The sequence below is a fragment of the Lentzea sp. NPDC059081 genome (assembly GCF_042738015.1).
Taxonomy (GTDB): Bacteria; Actinomycetota; Actinomycetes; order Mycobacteriales; family Pseudonocardiaceae; genus Lentzea.
The window spans coordinates 360,508-374,553 of sequence record NZ_JBHYGW010000001.1 but is presented as its reverse complement, the minus strand read 5'-3'; the positions used below and the strand labels follow the sequence as shown (position 1 = coordinate 374,553).

At 70.1% G+C, this 14,046-nt stretch carries 16 protein-coding genes; 8 read left to right on the top strand and 8 right to left on the bottom strand.

The features are described from left to right. Positions 1-39: 39 nt before the first annotated feature. On the top strand, positions 40-1,242 hold the full coding sequence (locus ACFWV3_RS01780) for a diguanylate cyclase (RefSeq protein WP_382407096.1): 1,203 nt from the start codon (positions 40-42) through the stop codon (positions 1,240-1,242). A gap of 24 nt (positions 1,243-1,266) precedes the next feature. Here ACFWV3_RS01780 and ACFWV3_RS01775 read toward each other — a convergent pair whose 3' ends face one another. Continuing rightward, entirely contained in the window at positions 1,267-2,109 is an 843-nt protein-coding gene (locus ACFWV3_RS01775) for an alpha/beta fold hydrolase (protein WP_382407094.1), read from the bottom strand. A gap of 10 nt (positions 2,110-2,119) precedes the next feature. Between ACFWV3_RS01775 and ACFWV3_RS01770 the strand changes: the two genes are divergently transcribed. Together ACFWV3_RS01770 and ACFWV3_RS01765 are read left to right on the top strand one after the other, a co-directional pair. After that, positions 2,120-2,584 carry a PPOX class F420-dependent oxidoreductase gene (locus ACFWV3_RS01770; protein ID WP_382408128.1) on the top strand — a complete coding sequence of 155 codons (465 nt, stop codon included), beginning with the start codon at positions 2,120-2,122 and terminating at the stop codon, positions 2,582-2,584. A gap of 7 nt (positions 2,585-2,591) precedes the next feature. Then, positions 2,592-3,002: a hypothetical protein gene (locus tag ACFWV3_RS01765; protein ID WP_382407092.1), complete on the top strand. Its 411-nt coding sequence runs from the start codon at positions 2,592-2,594 to the stop codon at positions 3,000-3,002. Between the two features lie 24 nt (positions 3,003-3,026). Here the strand turns inward: ACFWV3_RS01765 and ACFWV3_RS01760 are convergent, their stop codons facing one another. Further along, entirely contained in the window at positions 3,027-3,422 is a 396-nt protein-coding gene (locus ACFWV3_RS01760) for a RidA family protein (RefSeq protein WP_382408126.1), read from the bottom strand. A gap of 108 nt (positions 3,423-3,530) precedes the next feature. Between ACFWV3_RS01760 and ACFWV3_RS01755 the strand changes: the two genes are divergently transcribed. After that, positions 3,531-4,499, top strand: coding sequence for a helix-turn-helix transcriptional regulator (locus tag ACFWV3_RS01755; protein WP_382407090.1), 969 nt, complete (start codon positions 3,531-3,533; stop codon positions 4,497-4,499). Here ACFWV3_RS01755 and ACFWV3_RS01750 read toward each other — a convergent pair. The 3 genes from ACFWV3_RS01750 to ACFWV3_RS01740 all read right to left on the bottom strand — a co-directional run bounded on the left by ACFWV3_RS01750 (position 4,487) and on the right by ACFWV3_RS01740 (position 7,582). Then, positions 4,487-5,152 carry a VOC family protein gene (locus ACFWV3_RS01750; protein WP_382407088.1) on the bottom strand — a complete coding sequence of 222 codons (666 nt, stop codon included), beginning with the start codon at positions 5,150-5,152 and terminating at the stop codon, positions 4,487-4,489. The two genes, ACFWV3_RS01755 and ACFWV3_RS01750, sit on opposite strands and share 13 nt — an antisense overlap. 15 nt (positions 5,153-5,167) lie before the next feature. After that, positions 5,168-7,177, bottom strand: a complete 2,010-nt coding sequence (locus ACFWV3_RS01745) for a putative bifunctional diguanylate cyclase/phosphodiesterase (protein ID WP_382407086.1) — start codon at positions 7,175-7,177, stop codon at positions 5,168-5,170. A gap of 63 nt (positions 7,178-7,240) precedes the next feature. After that, a complete protein-coding gene (locus ACFWV3_RS01740) occupies positions 7,241-7,582 on the bottom strand; it encodes a hypothetical protein (protein WP_030475304.1) in 342 nt (113 codons plus the stop codon). Positions 7,583-7,962: 380 nt separating this feature from the next. Here ACFWV3_RS01740 and ACFWV3_RS01735 point away from each other — a divergent pair, with 380 nt between their 5' ends. Together ACFWV3_RS01735 and ACFWV3_RS01730 are read left to right on the top strand one after the other, a co-directional pair. Next, on the top strand, positions 7,963-8,724 hold the full coding sequence (locus ACFWV3_RS01735) for a glycerophosphodiester phosphodiesterase (protein ID WP_382407084.1): 762 nt from the start codon (positions 7,963-7,965) through the stop codon (positions 8,722-8,724). A 54-nt stretch (positions 8,725-8,778) separates the two neighbouring features. Next, on the top strand, positions 8,779-10,188 hold the full coding sequence (locus ACFWV3_RS01730; protein ID WP_382407082.1) for an MFS transporter: 1,410 nt from the start codon (positions 8,779-8,781) through the stop codon (positions 10,186-10,188). Here the strand turns inward: ACFWV3_RS01730 and ACFWV3_RS01725 are convergent. The 3 genes from ACFWV3_RS01725 to ACFWV3_RS01715 are packed head-to-tail and all read right to left on the bottom strand — an operon-like array spanning position 10,151 to position 12,191. Then, on the bottom strand, positions 10,151-11,047 hold the full coding sequence (locus ACFWV3_RS01725; RefSeq protein WP_382407080.1) for a hypothetical protein: 897 nt from the start codon (positions 11,045-11,047) through the stop codon (positions 10,151-10,153). The genes ACFWV3_RS01730 and ACFWV3_RS01725 overlap by 38 nt on opposite strands. Further along, positions 11,044-11,862 carry a hypothetical protein gene (locus ACFWV3_RS01720; RefSeq protein WP_382407078.1) on the bottom strand — a complete coding sequence of 273 codons (819 nt, stop codon included), beginning with the start codon at positions 11,860-11,862 and terminating at the stop codon, positions 11,044-11,046. The genes ACFWV3_RS01725 and ACFWV3_RS01720 overlap by 4 nt, the downstream gene beginning before the upstream one ends. Further along, a complete protein-coding gene (locus tag ACFWV3_RS01715) occupies positions 11,844-12,191 on the bottom strand; it encodes a PadR family transcriptional regulator (RefSeq protein WP_382407076.1) in 348 nt (115 codons plus the stop codon). The genes ACFWV3_RS01720 and ACFWV3_RS01715 overlap by 19 nt, the downstream gene beginning before the upstream one ends. 493 nt (positions 12,192-12,684) lie before the next feature. On the opposite strand from ACFWV3_RS01715, the gene ACFWV3_RS01710 reads away from it, so the two are divergent. Then, positions 12,685-13,440 carry a thymidine kinase gene (locus ACFWV3_RS01710; RefSeq protein ID WP_382407074.1) on the top strand — a complete coding sequence of 252 codons (756 nt, stop codon included), beginning with the start codon at positions 12,685-12,687 and terminating at the stop codon, positions 13,438-13,440. A 238-nt stretch (positions 13,441-13,678) separates the two neighbouring features. After that, a complete protein-coding gene (locus ACFWV3_RS01705) occupies positions 13,679-14,023 on the top strand; it encodes an RNA polymerase-binding protein RbpA (protein ID WP_065919117.1) in 345 nt (114 codons plus the stop codon). Positions 14,024-14,046 lie beyond the last annotated feature (23 nt).

Sequence of the window (14,046 nt, the reverse complement as noted above, 5' to 3'; positions counted from 1 at the left end):
GACCCGCGCCGGTGGAAGTTATGGTCGCTTCCACCTCTGGTGCTGGCCTATGTCGTGACGGTGGTTGCCGCAGCGACCCTCGTCACGCTCGCCACCGCACGACGTACCCCTGCCGAGGCCTTGACCTGGCCTTTCTTCCTTCTTCTGGCCGCTGCCGCCGTACTGCACCTGGAAGCGGCCCGTGGCATCGAACGGATCCGCGAGATCGGCGCGGAGGGCTCACCGCACGCCCACATGCAGTCGGTGTGGCTGTTCGCGGGCGTGCTCGTGCTGCCGATGCCCCTGCTCGTGGCGCTGGTCGTGATCAGCTACACGCACTCGTGGTTCCGGGTCTACAAGCGGCGGGCCGTCCTGTTCCGCAAGGTCTTCTCGGCGGCGTCGGTCGTGCTCGGCAGCGCCGCTGCGCAACTCGTCCTCGGCCTCTTCCCCGGCCGGGCTGTGGACGTCGACGGCCCGCTGGGCCTGTTGGCACTGGTTACGGCCGGCTTCCTCTACTGGTTCATCAACTACGCGCTGGTCGTGACCGCGATCTTCGTGACGAACCGGCAGAACCCCGTCCGCACCGCCCTGGGCAACGCCTCCGACGTGCTGATCGTGCTCGCCTCGGTGGGACTGGGCTCGGGGGTCGCGATCATCATGCTCGCCAAGCCGTGGCTCACGCCGATGCTCGCCGTCACCGTCCTCGCCCTGCACATGGGCCTGCTGCTGCCGCAGTTCCGCGTCGCCGCCCGCACCGACTCCAAGACCGGCCTGGTCGACGCGACGTTCTGGCACGACGTCGCCGAACGCGAACTCGCCCGCGCCCGCCGCCTGGTCTCCACCGTCGGCGTCCTGATCCTCGACCTCGACCACTTCAAACTGATCAACGACAACTACGGCCACCTCGCCGGCGACCGGGTGCTGCGGGCCGTCGCGGACGCGCTCAAGCACTCCGTGCGCTCCTACGACCTCGTCGGCCGCTTCGGCGGCGAGGAGTTCGCCGTGCTGCTGCCCGGCGTGAGCACCGACGAGGTCCGCGCCACCGCCGAACGCATCCGGTTCGAGATCGCGAGCCTGCACATCGCCGTGGTCGACCGCCTCGGCCAGGACCAGGTGATCTCCGGCCTCACCGCGTCCGTGGGCGCGGCGGTGTTCCCCGACACCGCGACCGAGCTCAGCCCGCTGCTGCTCGCCGCCGACGAGGCCCTCTACCAGGCCAAGAACAACGGCCGCGACCGCGTCGCCACCGCAACCGTCTTCTAGGAACCGTCCACTAGGAACCGTTCTCTAGGAGTCCAGGAACGTCGCGATCCGCTTCGCGACCTCGTTCGGTTCCTCCACCCACGGGTAGTGCCCGACCCCCTCGTGCACGCACAGCGACACCTCCGGGAACAACGCCGCGAGCTCACGGCACCGGCGCACCGGCGAGATCGGGTCCTCCGTGCACGCGTACACCAGCACCGGGTGGTCGAAGTCGGTCAGCGCGCGCCGCAGCACCCCCGGCACGAACGCGCCCTCGGCGTTGTAGCCGACCGCGACCTCGTACCTCCACTGCCCCAGCTCCGCCCGCGCGTGCTCCCGGGCCCGGTCGTCCCAGCGGCCGTAGAGCAGCGGCGACGCGGCCACCCGGTTCTCCACCGAGTCGTCCCCCGCCGCGGTGCGCTCCAGCGCCGCCACGGCACCGGCGAACCACGGCTCGCCCGCCCGCGCGGCCAGGAACGTGTCCCAGTCGCTCTGCTCCGGCGACAACCCGACACTGCGCAACGCCGGCGTCAGCAACACCAGCCTGCCGACCCGGTCCGGGAAGTCCGCCGCGTACCCCATCGCGATCCCCGCACCCGCGGAGTGCCCCAGCACGTCCACCCGCTCCAGCCCCAGGTGCCGGCGCAGCATCTCCACGTCCCGCACCAGCATGTCCCGCCGGTAGGTGAACGGATCCGCCGGCACGCCCGACGCACCCGTGCCGCGGTTGTCCAGCACGACCAGCCGCCGCGACGCGTCCAGCCCGCCCAGCGTCCCCAGGTACTCCGACGCCCGGCCGGGACCACCCGCCAGCACCACGAGCGGAACGCCGTCACCGGCCTCCCGGTAGGCGAGCTCCGTGCCGTCGAACGAGGTGAACCGTGCCATGCTGCACATCATGCCGAAGATCGCCACGGCCGACCGCGCAGACCGGCCGCAGCTGCTCGAGTTCCTCCGCACCCGCCACCACGGCGTCCTGATCACCCACCGCTCCACCACCGACGGCGTCCAGGTCTCCCCCGTCTCCTGCGGCGTCGACACCCAAGGCCGCATCGTCGTGTCGACCTACCCGCAACGCGCCAAGGTCCGCAACGCCCGCCGCGACCCGCGGGTCACGATCTGCGTGCTCTCCGACGACTGGGACGGCCCCTACGTCCAGGTCGACGGCACCGCCGAGGTCCTCGACCTGCCCGAGGCCCTGGAGGACTTCGTCGAGTACTACCGCTGCATCGCCGGCGAGCACCCCGACTGGGACGAGTACCGCGCCGCCATGCTCCGCCAGGGCAAGGCACTCATCCGCATCACCATCGACAGCTGGGGACCCATCGCGACCGGCGGCTTCCCACCCGAGCTCGACGCCTGACCCGCCGGTGAAGCTCTGGACCAAGGCCGTCCTGTGGGCCTACATCGCGTTCAACCTGCTGCAGGCGATCGTGCTCACCTTCGCCCCGGAGGTCACCGACCGCGCCTACCTCGGCGGCGAGATGACCCCCACCCGGCACTTCCAGTGGTACGCCGTCGCCGGCTACCACGTGCTGATCATCGCCGTCACGATCATCACGACGGGCTTGCGGCGGGCAGCCGACCGCCGCAAGCTCCTCCTCGTCAACGCCCTCATGTACCTGTTCTGGGACGCCGGATCACAACTGGCCTACTGGGGCCGCGAGATCGGCATGGCCACCACCGACCTGCTCGTCAACGCCGGCGTCAGCATCGCCACCGGACTGCTGCTGCTCACCGTCGCCTGGTTCGACCGCGACCCCGCACCGTCACCCGCATAGGACTCCCGGAGGGGACCGCGGTCCTCACCCGACCGCGGTCCCCTCCAGCTCCACCAGCAACGACGGGAACACCAGCCGCGGCACCCCCAGCACCGTCATCACCGACGCCACCCCCGCCGCACCCAACCTGCCCGCCAGCACCCCGTAGTGCTCCAGCAACAGGTCCACGTCGGTGGCGTACACGGTCAGCCGCACCAGGTTCGGCAACCCCATCCCCGCCGCACCCAGCACCGCCTCCAGGTTCGCCACGCTCCGCTCCAACTGTCCCGCCATGTCCCCCTCGTACACCGGCCTGCCCTCGGCATCCGTCGCCGCCTGACCCGCGCAGAACACCAGCCGGCCCCGCCCCGACACGACCTCCCCCTGGTTGAACCCGAACCCCACCGACCACGACCAGGGGTTGACCGTCACACGCTCCACAGCCACTCGTCCGCTCCTCCACGTCACCGGCGGCACACCCGCCACCGACCAGGAGCCTGCCCCCGAATCACGACACCCCCTGTCGTGTATTTCCGTACGATCTCCCGCATGCGCGCAGACCGGCTGGTGACTCTCGTCCTGCTGCTCCGCCGCCACGGCCGGCTTTCCGCCACCACCCTCGCCCGCGAGCTCGAGGTCTCCACCCGCACCGTCCTGCGCGACATCGACGCACTCTCCACCGCCGGAGTGCCCGTCTACGCCGAACGCGGCCGCCACGGCGGGTTCTCCCTGCTCCCCGGCTTCCGCACCGAACTCACCGGCCTCACCCACGACGAAGCCCTCGCCCTGCTCATCGCCGGCTCACGACACGGCACCCAGGCCTACGGACTCGGCTCCGCCCTCGCCTCCGCCATGCTCAAAGTCGTCGACGCCCTGCCCGACACCCACCGCGACACCGCCACCGAAGTCGCCGAACGGCTCCTCATCGACCCCGACACCGACCTGCTCGCCCGCCGCACCACCGCCGACGACATCCCCGACACCATCGCCACCGAGATCCGCCGCGCCGTCCTCACCGGCCACAAACTGCGCATCCACTACGCCGCCACCGGACAGCGACCCCACTGGCGCACCGTCGACCCCATCGGCCTCGTCACCGTCCGCGACCAGACCTACCTGCTCGCCACCCGCGACGGCACCGACCGCACCTACCGGCTCTCCCGCGTCCACCAAGCCCACCAGCTCGACGAACCCGCCCACCGGCCCGGCACCGTCGACCTCGGCCGCGCCTGGGCAGACCGCGCCACCCGCTTCCGCGCCGGCACCGACCAGATCACCGTCCACGTGCGACTCGACCCCGCCCGCCGCGAAGAGCTCCTCACCACCGCGGTCGCCGTCCACACCGAACACACCGACCCCGACGGCCGCCTACGCCTCGACGTCACCTTCCAGGACACCCGCCACGCCGAATGGGCCCTCTGGCAACTCGCCACCGACGCCGAAGCCCTCAGCCCCCCATGGCTCCGCGACGCACTGCACCGCCGCGCCACCACCACAGCCGCCCACTACGAACCCTGAACCGACCACGTCCCGCCCCACCCGGCCGGCCGCTCCAGCAACACGCACTGCCCGCCCTTGGGCCCCGAGATCACCGCGGTCATCCCGATCGGCAACGGCCCCGGCCCCATCGACACCTCACCGTCCAACTCGGACACCCGCTCACACGCCGCCCCCAGGTCGTCCACCGCGAAGAACACGCCCCAGGACGCCCCCACCCCCGGGAAACACGTCGACATCCGCCCCGACACCGCACGCGGACCACCGTGCCGGGCCGACGTGAACAGATCGATCCCCCGGTCACCCGGCGCGACCTCCCACCCCAGCTCCCGCGCCCAGTACCCGTCATCCGGCTCCGCCGACGACAGCTCCACCCAGCACGGCTCACCATGACGCGGCGGCGGAGCCCACGGACCGTGCAACACCCGCCCCGAGTCCACAGAGGAGTTCAGCTCCAGCGCCCGCGGCCCATCGCCACCGAACACCACCCGCCACCCGTCGTCCCCCGCGACGACACGAACCGCCAGCCGATCACCCACGAACCCCGAGAACGACCCACCCGGCTCCGCGATCACCGTCCACCCCAGCACCCCGGCGAAGAAGTCCACCGACAACTCGGGCTCGGCCACACCCAACTCAAGACGACGCACACCACAAGACGACGACACGGACATCCCATCAGGCGGGGATCAGGAGCGCGCACCATCCTCTGCTCCGACCACCTGAGACGACAATGCGCCATTCGGCGGCATGCGCTCCGCACTCGCCACGTCACGCAACGGCACCGGCTTGCCCAGGTGGAAACCCTGCCCCACCCGCACACCCAACCTGCGCAACGCCTCCACCTGCGACGGCCGCTCCACCCACTCCGCCACCGCCGACAACCCCAGCCCGTTCGCGATCTGCACGATCCCCGAGACCAGCACCGCGTCCGCGTCGTTGGTCTCGATGCCCTTCACGAACTCACCGTCGATCTTGATACCCGTGATCGGCAGGTGCTTCAGGTGCACGAACGACCCGAACCCCGACCCGAAGTCGTCCAACGTGATCCGGCACCCGAACCGCCGCAGCTGCGTCGCCAACGTCACCGCCGCGTCCAGGTTCGTCACCGCCGCCGTCTCCGTGATCTCCAACCCCAACCGGCCAGGCGCCACCCCCGCCGACCCCAGCTTGTCCAGCACGAACCCACCGAAGTCCGGATCCTCCAACGTCCGCCCCGACACGTTCACGTTGAACCGCAACCGCGAGTCCGGCTCCGCCACCAACGCGTCGATCGCCGTCGTCAGCACCCACCGGTCCACCTCGAGGATCAGGTTCGACCGCTCCGCCACCGGCAGGAAGTCCGCCGGCCCCAGATACGGCTCCTGCCCGTCCTCCAACCGCAACAACAACTCGTGCCCCAGCGTCTGACCCGTCGTCAGCTCCACCATCGGCATCCCGTACAACGCCAGCCCACCACCGGACAACGCCGACCGCAGCCGATCCAGCACACTCACACGCTTCACCGTGTCCGCGTAGTGGTTCGGCTCGTACACCGTCACCCGGTCCCGGCCCGCCGCCTTCGACGCATAAAGCGCCAGATCCGCGTTCGCCAGCACCAACTCCCACGAGTCACCAGGACCGAACTCCGCCAGCCCCGTCGACACCGTGATCCGCGCCGGAGTCCCGATCCCCGCCAGCGGAAAACCCGCCACCGCGTCCCGCAACCCATCCGCCACCGCCGACGCGTCCGCAGGAGACGCACCCGGCAACACCACCGCGAACTCGTCCCCGCCCAACCGCGCGATCAACCGATCACCCAGCCGCGACTGCAACGCCGACGCCAGCATCCGCATCACCCGGTCACCCACCGCATGACCACGCAGATCGTTGACGTCCTTGAAGTTGTCCAGGTCCAACACCAGCAACGCACCCGACACGCCGTTCGCGAGCTCCTGCTCCAACGCCCGCGTCAACGCCCTGCGGTTCGGCAACCCCGTCAGCGGATCCTGCTCCGCCATCCGCACCAGCTCGTCGTGCACCCGCGACGACTGCGTCACGTCATGCGCCGTCCCCAACGCCCGCAAGGGCGCCCCGTCGTCCCCCAGAACGACCTCACCGAAGCACTCGAACACCCGCTCCGCACCATCAGGACGCAACATCCGATGCGTGTACGTGAACACCGACCCCGTCTTCAACGCCGCGTCGAGCGTCTCCTCGATCATCGGCAGGTCGTCCGGGTGCACCAGCCGCGAGTACATCTCGAAGTCGAACGCCGTCCCCGCCGCGAAACCGAACATCTCCAGCAACGTGTCCGACCACGTCACCCGGTCCTCGGTGATCGCCCACTCCCACGTGCCCATCCGGCCCAACGCCTGAGCACGCCGCAACGCGTCCGCCTCCTGCGTCACCGTCAGCTCACGGTCACGCCACGACGACACGTCCACGACCTCGTACATCAGATCGTCACCCAAACGGGTGCATCGCACCTCGAGCCACTTCGGCCCCGGCACCAGCACCTCCCGCACCGGAGACGGCACCTCGGGCGCACCCGGCAACAGCGTCGGCAACGACCGCCCGTACGACTGCTCCACCGGAACACCCAGCACAACACCCATGGCGCGGTTGCACCACAACAGGTTCCCGCGCGCATCCGTCACGGCATAGGCGACGCCCGCGCGGTCCAGCACCGTGCGGCAGTAGGACATCACGCGCGTCATGATCGTCCGATCACCGGACGTAAGCAACCCGCTACGCCGGTTGGTTCGCAGTGGCGCGAACGGCTAACGCAGCCGTTCCAGACCCTTCGCCGACTCCACCAGCTCCGCGGCCAGCTTCCTCAGCTCCTCGTTCTCCGCCCCGTCCTGCGCCGCCGTCACCACGTCCTCCGCGGCACACCGCAGCTGGAACAGCCGGTCCTGCAGATCAGCCAGCTCCGCGGTCGACAACACCACCGCGTCCTCGGGAAGGCCACCCCGCTGCAACGCGGCCCTGCGTTCGTAAGCGCGCTGCCGGCACGGCTGAGCACAGTAGCGCCTCGGCCGGCCGATCCGTCCACTCCCCGGCAACCGCCTCCCGCACCACGCGCAGTGCCTCGGCTCATCCGCCTCCATGGACCGCTCCATGGCGCGCGACGGTAGCGAATGACGGTGCTTGACCTCCAGCGACGCGCCAGAAAGCACTACCTTCGTAGGGATCCGGACAGTACCGCCCCCGCCGGTGGTCCCGTTCCCGGATGAGGATCGATCACCTTTCGGCGCCGTGCGGCGTGGCTGCTTCGGCTGTTCGCGGTTCAACGACCTCTCCCCTGCCCCGGTGTCCACGGCCCTTCGAGGCCCGGGAGGCTCTCCCGGTTCCGTTGCGTTGTTCACTCCGGACCGTCCTGTGGACGCGACGACCCGGCAGGGTTAGTTTCGGGCAACACTGAAGCAATAGAGAAAAAGAAGAAAGTGTCCCGCCACCCACCGTCCACCCCGGAGCCACCGCCACCAGGCACACTCGCCCCGTGACCCACCCCTACCTCGCAGGCCCGCGACCCCGCGCCTTCGCCCACCGCGGCTGGCACGTCGACGACCTCACCGGAATGGAGAACTCCCTGAGCTCCTTCCGCCGCGCCGTGCAGGAGGGCTACCGCTACATCGAGACCGACGTCCACGCCACCGCCGACGGCGAGGTCGTCGTCCACCACGACGAGACCCTCGACCGCACCACCGACGGCCACGGCCGCGTCACCGACCTCCCCTGGACCGAGGTCCGCCACGCCCGCGTCGGCGGCCGCGAACCCGTCGCCCGCCTCGCCGACGTCCTCGAAGAGCTCCCCGACACCTTCTTCAACATCGACGTGAAGACCGACCACGCCGTCGACCCGGTCCTCACCCTCCTGCGCAGGACCGGGGCACTGCACCGCGTCTGCCTCGCGAGCTTCTCCGACAACCGCCTCGCCCGCCTGCGCCGCCAGGGCGGACCCGAGCTGCTCACCTCCATGGGCCCCCGCTCCGCCGGCGCCCTCTGGGCCGCGGGCCGCATCCCCCTCGCCGGACTCGCCGTCCGCGGCCAGGTCGCCCAGGTCCCCGTCACCCAGGGACGCCTCAAGGTCGTCGACGCCCGCTTCGTCCAGGCCGCCCACCGCCGAGCCCTCGAAGTGCACGTGTGGACGATCAACGACGAAGCCGACATGCGCACCCTGCTCGACCTCGGAGTCGACGGCCTGGTGACCGACCGGCCCGACGTCCTGCGCGAAGTTCTCCGCTCGCGCAACAGCTGGTAACAGGTTGGACAGTCGCTCATGGGACGTGTCGGCGGACAAGTACAGTCCGCCGACATGAAGGTCAAGGGCGACGACGCCGCCGACGCCAACACCACCAGCCGCCGCAAGGAACAACGCGGCTGGGTCTGGTACGACGTGGCGAACTCCGTGTTCCCCACGTCCGTGATCACCGTCTTCCTCTCGCTCTACCTCACGAGCGTCGCGACCAACGCGGCCAAGGCCGACACCGCGCTCAACGGCGCCACCCCGTGCGCCAACGACAACGCGCTCGTCAGCTGCGACGTCACGTTCCTCGGACTGCACTTCCCCGCCGGCTCGCTGTGGGGCTACCTGCTCTCCGTCGCCACCGTGATCCAGGTCGTCGTGCTCCCGGTCATGGGCGCCATCGCCGACCGCACCCAGAACAAGAAGAAGATGCTCGGCTTCTTCGCCTTCACCGGCTCCGCGGCCACCATCGCGCTCGCCGCCGTCGAAGGCACCAACTGGAAGCTCGGCGTCCTCTTCTTCGTCATCGCCAACATCTGCTACGGCGCCAGCGTCGTCGTCTACTACGCCTTCCTGCCCGAGATCGCGCTCCCCGACGAACGCGACGCCGTCTCCAGCCGCGGCTGGGCCTTCGGCTACCTCGGCGGCGGTGTCGCCCTCGCCATCCAGCTCGGCATCACCCTGTCCGCCGACGCCCTCGGCATCACCTCCGCCGACGCCGCCCGCATCGCGTTCGTCATCTCCGGCGTCTGGTGGGCCGCGTTCACGATCATCCCGCTGCGCGCCCTCACCGAGCACCAGCGCCCCCACGGCGGCGAACACGGCGCCTCGGTCGTCTCCGCCGGCTTCAAGGAGCTCGGCGCCACCCTCAAGCAGGCCAAGGCGTTCCCGCTCACGCTCGCGTTCCTCGGCACCTACCTGATCTACACCGACGGCATCGCCACGGTCGCGAACGTCTCCGCCCAGTACGGCAGCGTCGAGCTCAAGTTCGAGCAGCAGACGCTGATCACCGTCATCCTCATCGTCCAGTTCGTCGCCTTCATCGGCGGCGTCCTGCACGGCTTCGTGGCCAAGCGGATCGGCGCGAAGAAGACGATCCTCGGCTCCCTGGTCGTCTGGATCGTCGTGATCACCGCCGCGTTCTTCGTCAAGGCGGGCGACGAGCTGCAGTTCTACTTCGTCGCCGCGGGCATCGGCATCGTGCTCGGCGGCACGAACGCCCTGTCCCGCAGCCTCTTCAGCCAGATGGTGCCGCCCGGCCGCGAGGCGCAGTACTTCTCGCTCTACGAGGTCGGCGAGCGCTCCACCAGCTGGCTCGGCCCGCTGGTGTTCGCGGGCGTCGGCCAGGCCACCGGCAGCCTGCGCCCCGCCATCCTCGCGCTGATCATCTTCTTCGTCGCCGGCTTCGTCCTGCTGATCTTCGTACCGGTCCGCAGGGCCATCAAGGCCGTGGGGAACGAAGAACCCGCGCTCGTCTGACGCCCACCGGGGCGGTGGGGCAGGCGACCACCAACGCCGCCGCCACCACGACCGGACCCAGCCCCTGCGACGGGCTACTCCCCCCAACCACCCACCCCCACCGCGCCCACACCACGGCGAACACCGCCCACGCCCGCCCCAGCGCCACTTCCCCGCGCACGTACGCGACCACCCGCGCGACGACGAGCGCCACCGGCACGACGACCGGACCCACCCCGTACGCGACCAGCTCCGCGGCGCCGGTGAGCACCGCTCCCCCGCCCCACCACAGCGCCTGCCGCACCGACGGCGTCGGCGCCTCCCGGTGGAACCCCAGGCACAGCGCCACGAACCCCACCAGCACCGGCAACTGCCACAGCATGCTCGTGAGCCCCGCTGGACCTGGATCGGTCAGCGCGCGCACCAGCCACGGCAGCAACGCCACCCCGGCCACGACCTTCGCCCACGTCCGCTGCCCCCGCAGCAAGAGCGCCACCACGACCAGCGGGCTGAAGTTCACCAGCACCGCGTCCCACTGCGGCGCCGGCACCACCCCGTCACCGGTCCTGAGCACGATCTCGCTGTACACCACGTGCACGACGTCCCTGAGGCCCAGCGCCAGCCCCAGCACCGCCAGCCACCGCGCGACCTCACCGAGCCGGACCGCGTTCGCCGGCGCGTGCGACGCCGCGAACCTCGTCCGCACCGCCAGCGCCAGCATCGCCCCCGTCTCACCCCAGCCCGGCCAGCTGTGCTCCAGGTCCAGCTCGTCGGTCCGGTCGGCCAGGAACAGGCCGACCATCTCCTCCTCGCGGTCCTCCCGGTACCACCGCGGCAACACCCTCAGCAGCGCCCGGTACCGCCGCTCCAGGTTCGTCACGACAACCGCGGCTTCCGCACCGGCGCCACCGCGCTGACCACCAGCAGCGCCACCAGCGCGACGACGACCGCTCCCCCGGTGAGGAGCAGCACCGCCAACGGCACCAGCTCCAGCACGGCGAACACCGCCAACGCCCGCCCCAGCACGAAGTCGCCCCGCACCCACGCGAACACGCGCACGACCACCAGCGCCACCACGAGCGCGACCGTCCCCAGCCACGGCCCCGCCGCCACCCCCAGCACCAGCGCTCCCCCGCCCCACCACAGCAGCCGGCCCGCCGGTGGCGTCGGCGCCTCGCGGTGGAACCCCAGGCACAGACAGGCGAGGGTCACGACCGCGGGCAGCTGGAAGAGCACCCACGTCCCGACCGACGACGTGACCACCAGGCCCGCCACCACCGCCCCGAGCGCCAGCACCTTCGCCGTCGTCCGCCACCCCGCCAGCAGCGCCAGGAACGCCACCACCGGCAGCAGACCGGCCACACCGCTCTCCGGCACGGCCAGCGAGACACCGGCGTGCAGCACGCCCACCAACAACCCGATCATGCCCAGCGCGCGCACGATCTCGCCGTGCCACCGCTGCCCTCCCGGCGTGAACACCACCCCCGCCGCCAGGTGCGTCCGCACCGCGAGACCGAGCACCGCCCAGGTCTCCCCCCACCCCGGCCAGCCGTGCTCCTGGTCGAGGTCACCGGTCCGCCCGGCCAGGAAGATCCCGGCCATCTCCTCCGCGCGGTCACGCCGGTACCACGCCGGCAGCACCGTCAGCAGCGCCCGGTACCGGCGTTCGAGGTTGCTCACGCATTGCTCGCCCATGCCTGCACTCCCCTCCCCCTGAGCACGGCCGAGGCCGCCCGCACGTTCGCGCTGAGCCGTGCGACCTCCGCCTGCAACGCCCGCACACCGGAGTCGGTGAGCTTGTAGTAGCGCCGCAGCCTCCCCTGGTGCACCTCCTCGCGGTCGCGCTCGGCGAGCCCGTCCGCGACCACCCTGTCCAACACCCCGTACAGCGTGCCCACGCGCAGCACCATCCGACCCTCGGACAGCTGCTCGACCGCCTGGACGATCGCGTAACCGTGCAACGGCTCCTCCGCCAGCGCGGTGAGCACGAGGAACGTCTGCTCGGACATGACCCGACCACTCATGTCGTTGAATATATCGTGGCGCGAGCTATACCGGGAAGCGATATACGCCGAGCGGTTGATTTTGGTCGACACTGAAATTATCGAGCCAGCGAAACTCGTACCGCGGCCCAGAACCCCACTCCCCTGGGCCGCACATCGGCCGGCGTTCGCGCGCCACAAGACCGCCGACGAACCCGAGCCGCTCGACAAGATCACCGGCAGCCGAGCGCGACTCCCCCGCCTTCGTGCCGCTTCACCTCCGGCGCGTCCGCCCGACCAGGGCGTCCACTCCCCTGCGTTTGCTCGTCAGTGACGCTTCGATGTGCTGAGCCACCTAGTCGAGGTCGCATTTCAGTCAACACTGAAGTCATCAAGCCAGTCGACTCGAAAGGATGTTTGGACAGCCGGTTTCGCGGCTATGTCCTCCCGGAAGTAGCTGGTGGCGGCGGAAGGGACGGGCGATGAACCGTGGGGATTCCTCATGATCGGGATCCAGGCACTAGGGTGACCCGCCGTGGACGCCCTTCCCGACCCGACAGATGCCCTGTCCGCTGTTCCCGTCGCGGGTTCCCGGCGCTCGACGCCGGTGGTGGGGCACCTCAAGTTCTTCTTCGGTCCCATGGACTGCGGCAAGTCGACGCTCGCCCTGCAGATCGACCACAACAACTCGCGACAGGGTCGTCGCGGGCTGCTGCTGGTGCGGCACGACCGGTCGGGCAGGCCGCAGATCTCGAGCCGCATCGGCATCACGCGCGAGGCCGCGGAGATCCGCGACGACGACCTCCGCCGGCTGGTGCGCGCGGAGTGGGCGGTGGGCAGGCGGGTCGACTACCTGATCGTCGACGAGGCGCAGTTCCTCACGGCCGAGCAGGTGGAGCAGCTGGCGGAGCTCGCGGACGACGTCCAGGTGGACGTGTACTGCTTCGGACTGGCCACGGACTTCCGCGGCGAGATGTTCCCCGGTTCGCAGCGGCTCTTCGAGCTGGCCGACGAGCTCAACGCCATCCAGGTCGAGGTGCTGTGCTGGTGCGGGGTGCCGGGACGGTTCAACGCGCGGGTGCGGGCCGGACGGGTGATTCGCGCCGGGGACACGGTTCTGGTGGCCGACACGGTGCCGGATACGGAAACACACCGATCGGGTACGGAGAGCAACGGTGTAACCGACGCCACGGAAACTACTGTGCGCTACCAAGTGCTCTGCCGGCGTCACTTCCGGTTGGGTGACCTAGGCCCTGACGTCGCACAAAGTGGTCAGCTTCGGTTGGCGTAGGCGACTACCCACCGCCTCCTCTAGGCCATTAGAGTGATGCATGAGCGCAGGAGCTTGATAACGCGTCACGATCCTGTGGCGATCGCATCCATTAGTAGGAAGCCTTCGTTGACGAGTGAACGACGTCACTGTGGGCGACCATGAGAGCGAGCCGGAAACAAACGGAGCAATCCGGGCGTTGCACACGGTGAGCAAGAAGCCTGGGCCCCGGCCCTGAGCCGAGCGAAAGGACACCGCCATGGCCGACCGCGTTTTGCGTGGAAGCCGGCTCGGAGCAGTCAGCTACGAGACCGACCGCAACCACGATCTCGCTCCGCGCCGGGCAGCGCGGTACGCCTGCCCCAAGGGACACGACTTCGAGGTCCCGTTCTCCGACGACGCCGAGTTGCCGCCGACCTGGGAATGCCGCCTCCACGGCACCGAGTCGAAGATCATCGACGGGGTCGAGCCGGAGGTGAAGAAGATCAAGCCGCCGCGCACGCACTGGGACATGCTCCTGGAGCGCCGGTCGATCCCCGAGCTCGAGGAGCTGCTCGACGAGCGCCTCGAAGAGCTTCGCGGACGCCGCACCCGCACGGCCTGATCTCCTCGCAGACGCTTCAAGCC

What these genes read in the sequence shown, in the direction of transcription:
- ACFWV3_RS01775 (WP_382407094.1), bottom strand. Translation starts at nt 2,109, where the DNA reads ATGGCACGGTTCACCTCGTTCGACGGCACGGAGCTCGCCTACCGGGAG.
- ACFWV3_RS01770 (WP_382408128.1), top strand. Translation starts at nt 2,120, where the DNA reads ATGCCGAAGATCGCCACGGCCGACCGCGCAGACCGGCCGCAGCTGCTC.
- ACFWV3_RS01755 (WP_382407090.1), top strand. Translation starts at nt 3,531, where the DNA reads ATGCGCGCAGACCGGCTGGTGACTCTCGTCCTGCTGCTCCGCCGCCAC.
- ACFWV3_RS01750 (WP_382407088.1), bottom strand. Translation starts at nt 5,152, where the DNA reads ATGTCCGTGTCGTCGTCTTGTGGTGTGCGTCGTCTTGAGTTGGGTGTG.
- ACFWV3_RS01745 (WP_382407086.1), bottom strand. Translation starts at nt 7,177, where the DNA reads ATGACGCGCGTGATGTCCTACTGCCGCACGGTGCTGGACCGCGCGGGC.
- ACFWV3_RS01740 (WP_030475304.1), bottom strand. Translation starts at nt 7,582, where the DNA reads ATGGAGCGGTCCATGGAGGCGGATGAGCCGAGGCACTGCGCGTGGTGC.
- ACFWV3_RS01730 (WP_382407082.1), top strand. Translation starts at nt 8,779, where the DNA reads ATGAAGGTCAAGGGCGACGACGCCGCCGACGCCAACACCACCAGCCGC.
- ACFWV3_RS01720 (WP_382407078.1), bottom strand. Translation starts at nt 11,862, where the DNA reads ATGGGCGAGCAATGCGTGAGCAACCTCGAACGCCGGTACCGGGCGCTG.
- ACFWV3_RS01715 (WP_382407076.1), bottom strand. Translation starts at nt 12,191, where the DNA reads ATGAGTGGTCGGGTCATGTCCGAGCAGACGTTCCTCGTGCTCACCGCG.
- ACFWV3_RS01705 (WP_065919117.1), top strand. Translation starts at nt 13,679, where the DNA reads ATGGCCGACCGCGTTTTGCGTGGAAGCCGGCTCGGAGCAGTCAGCTAC.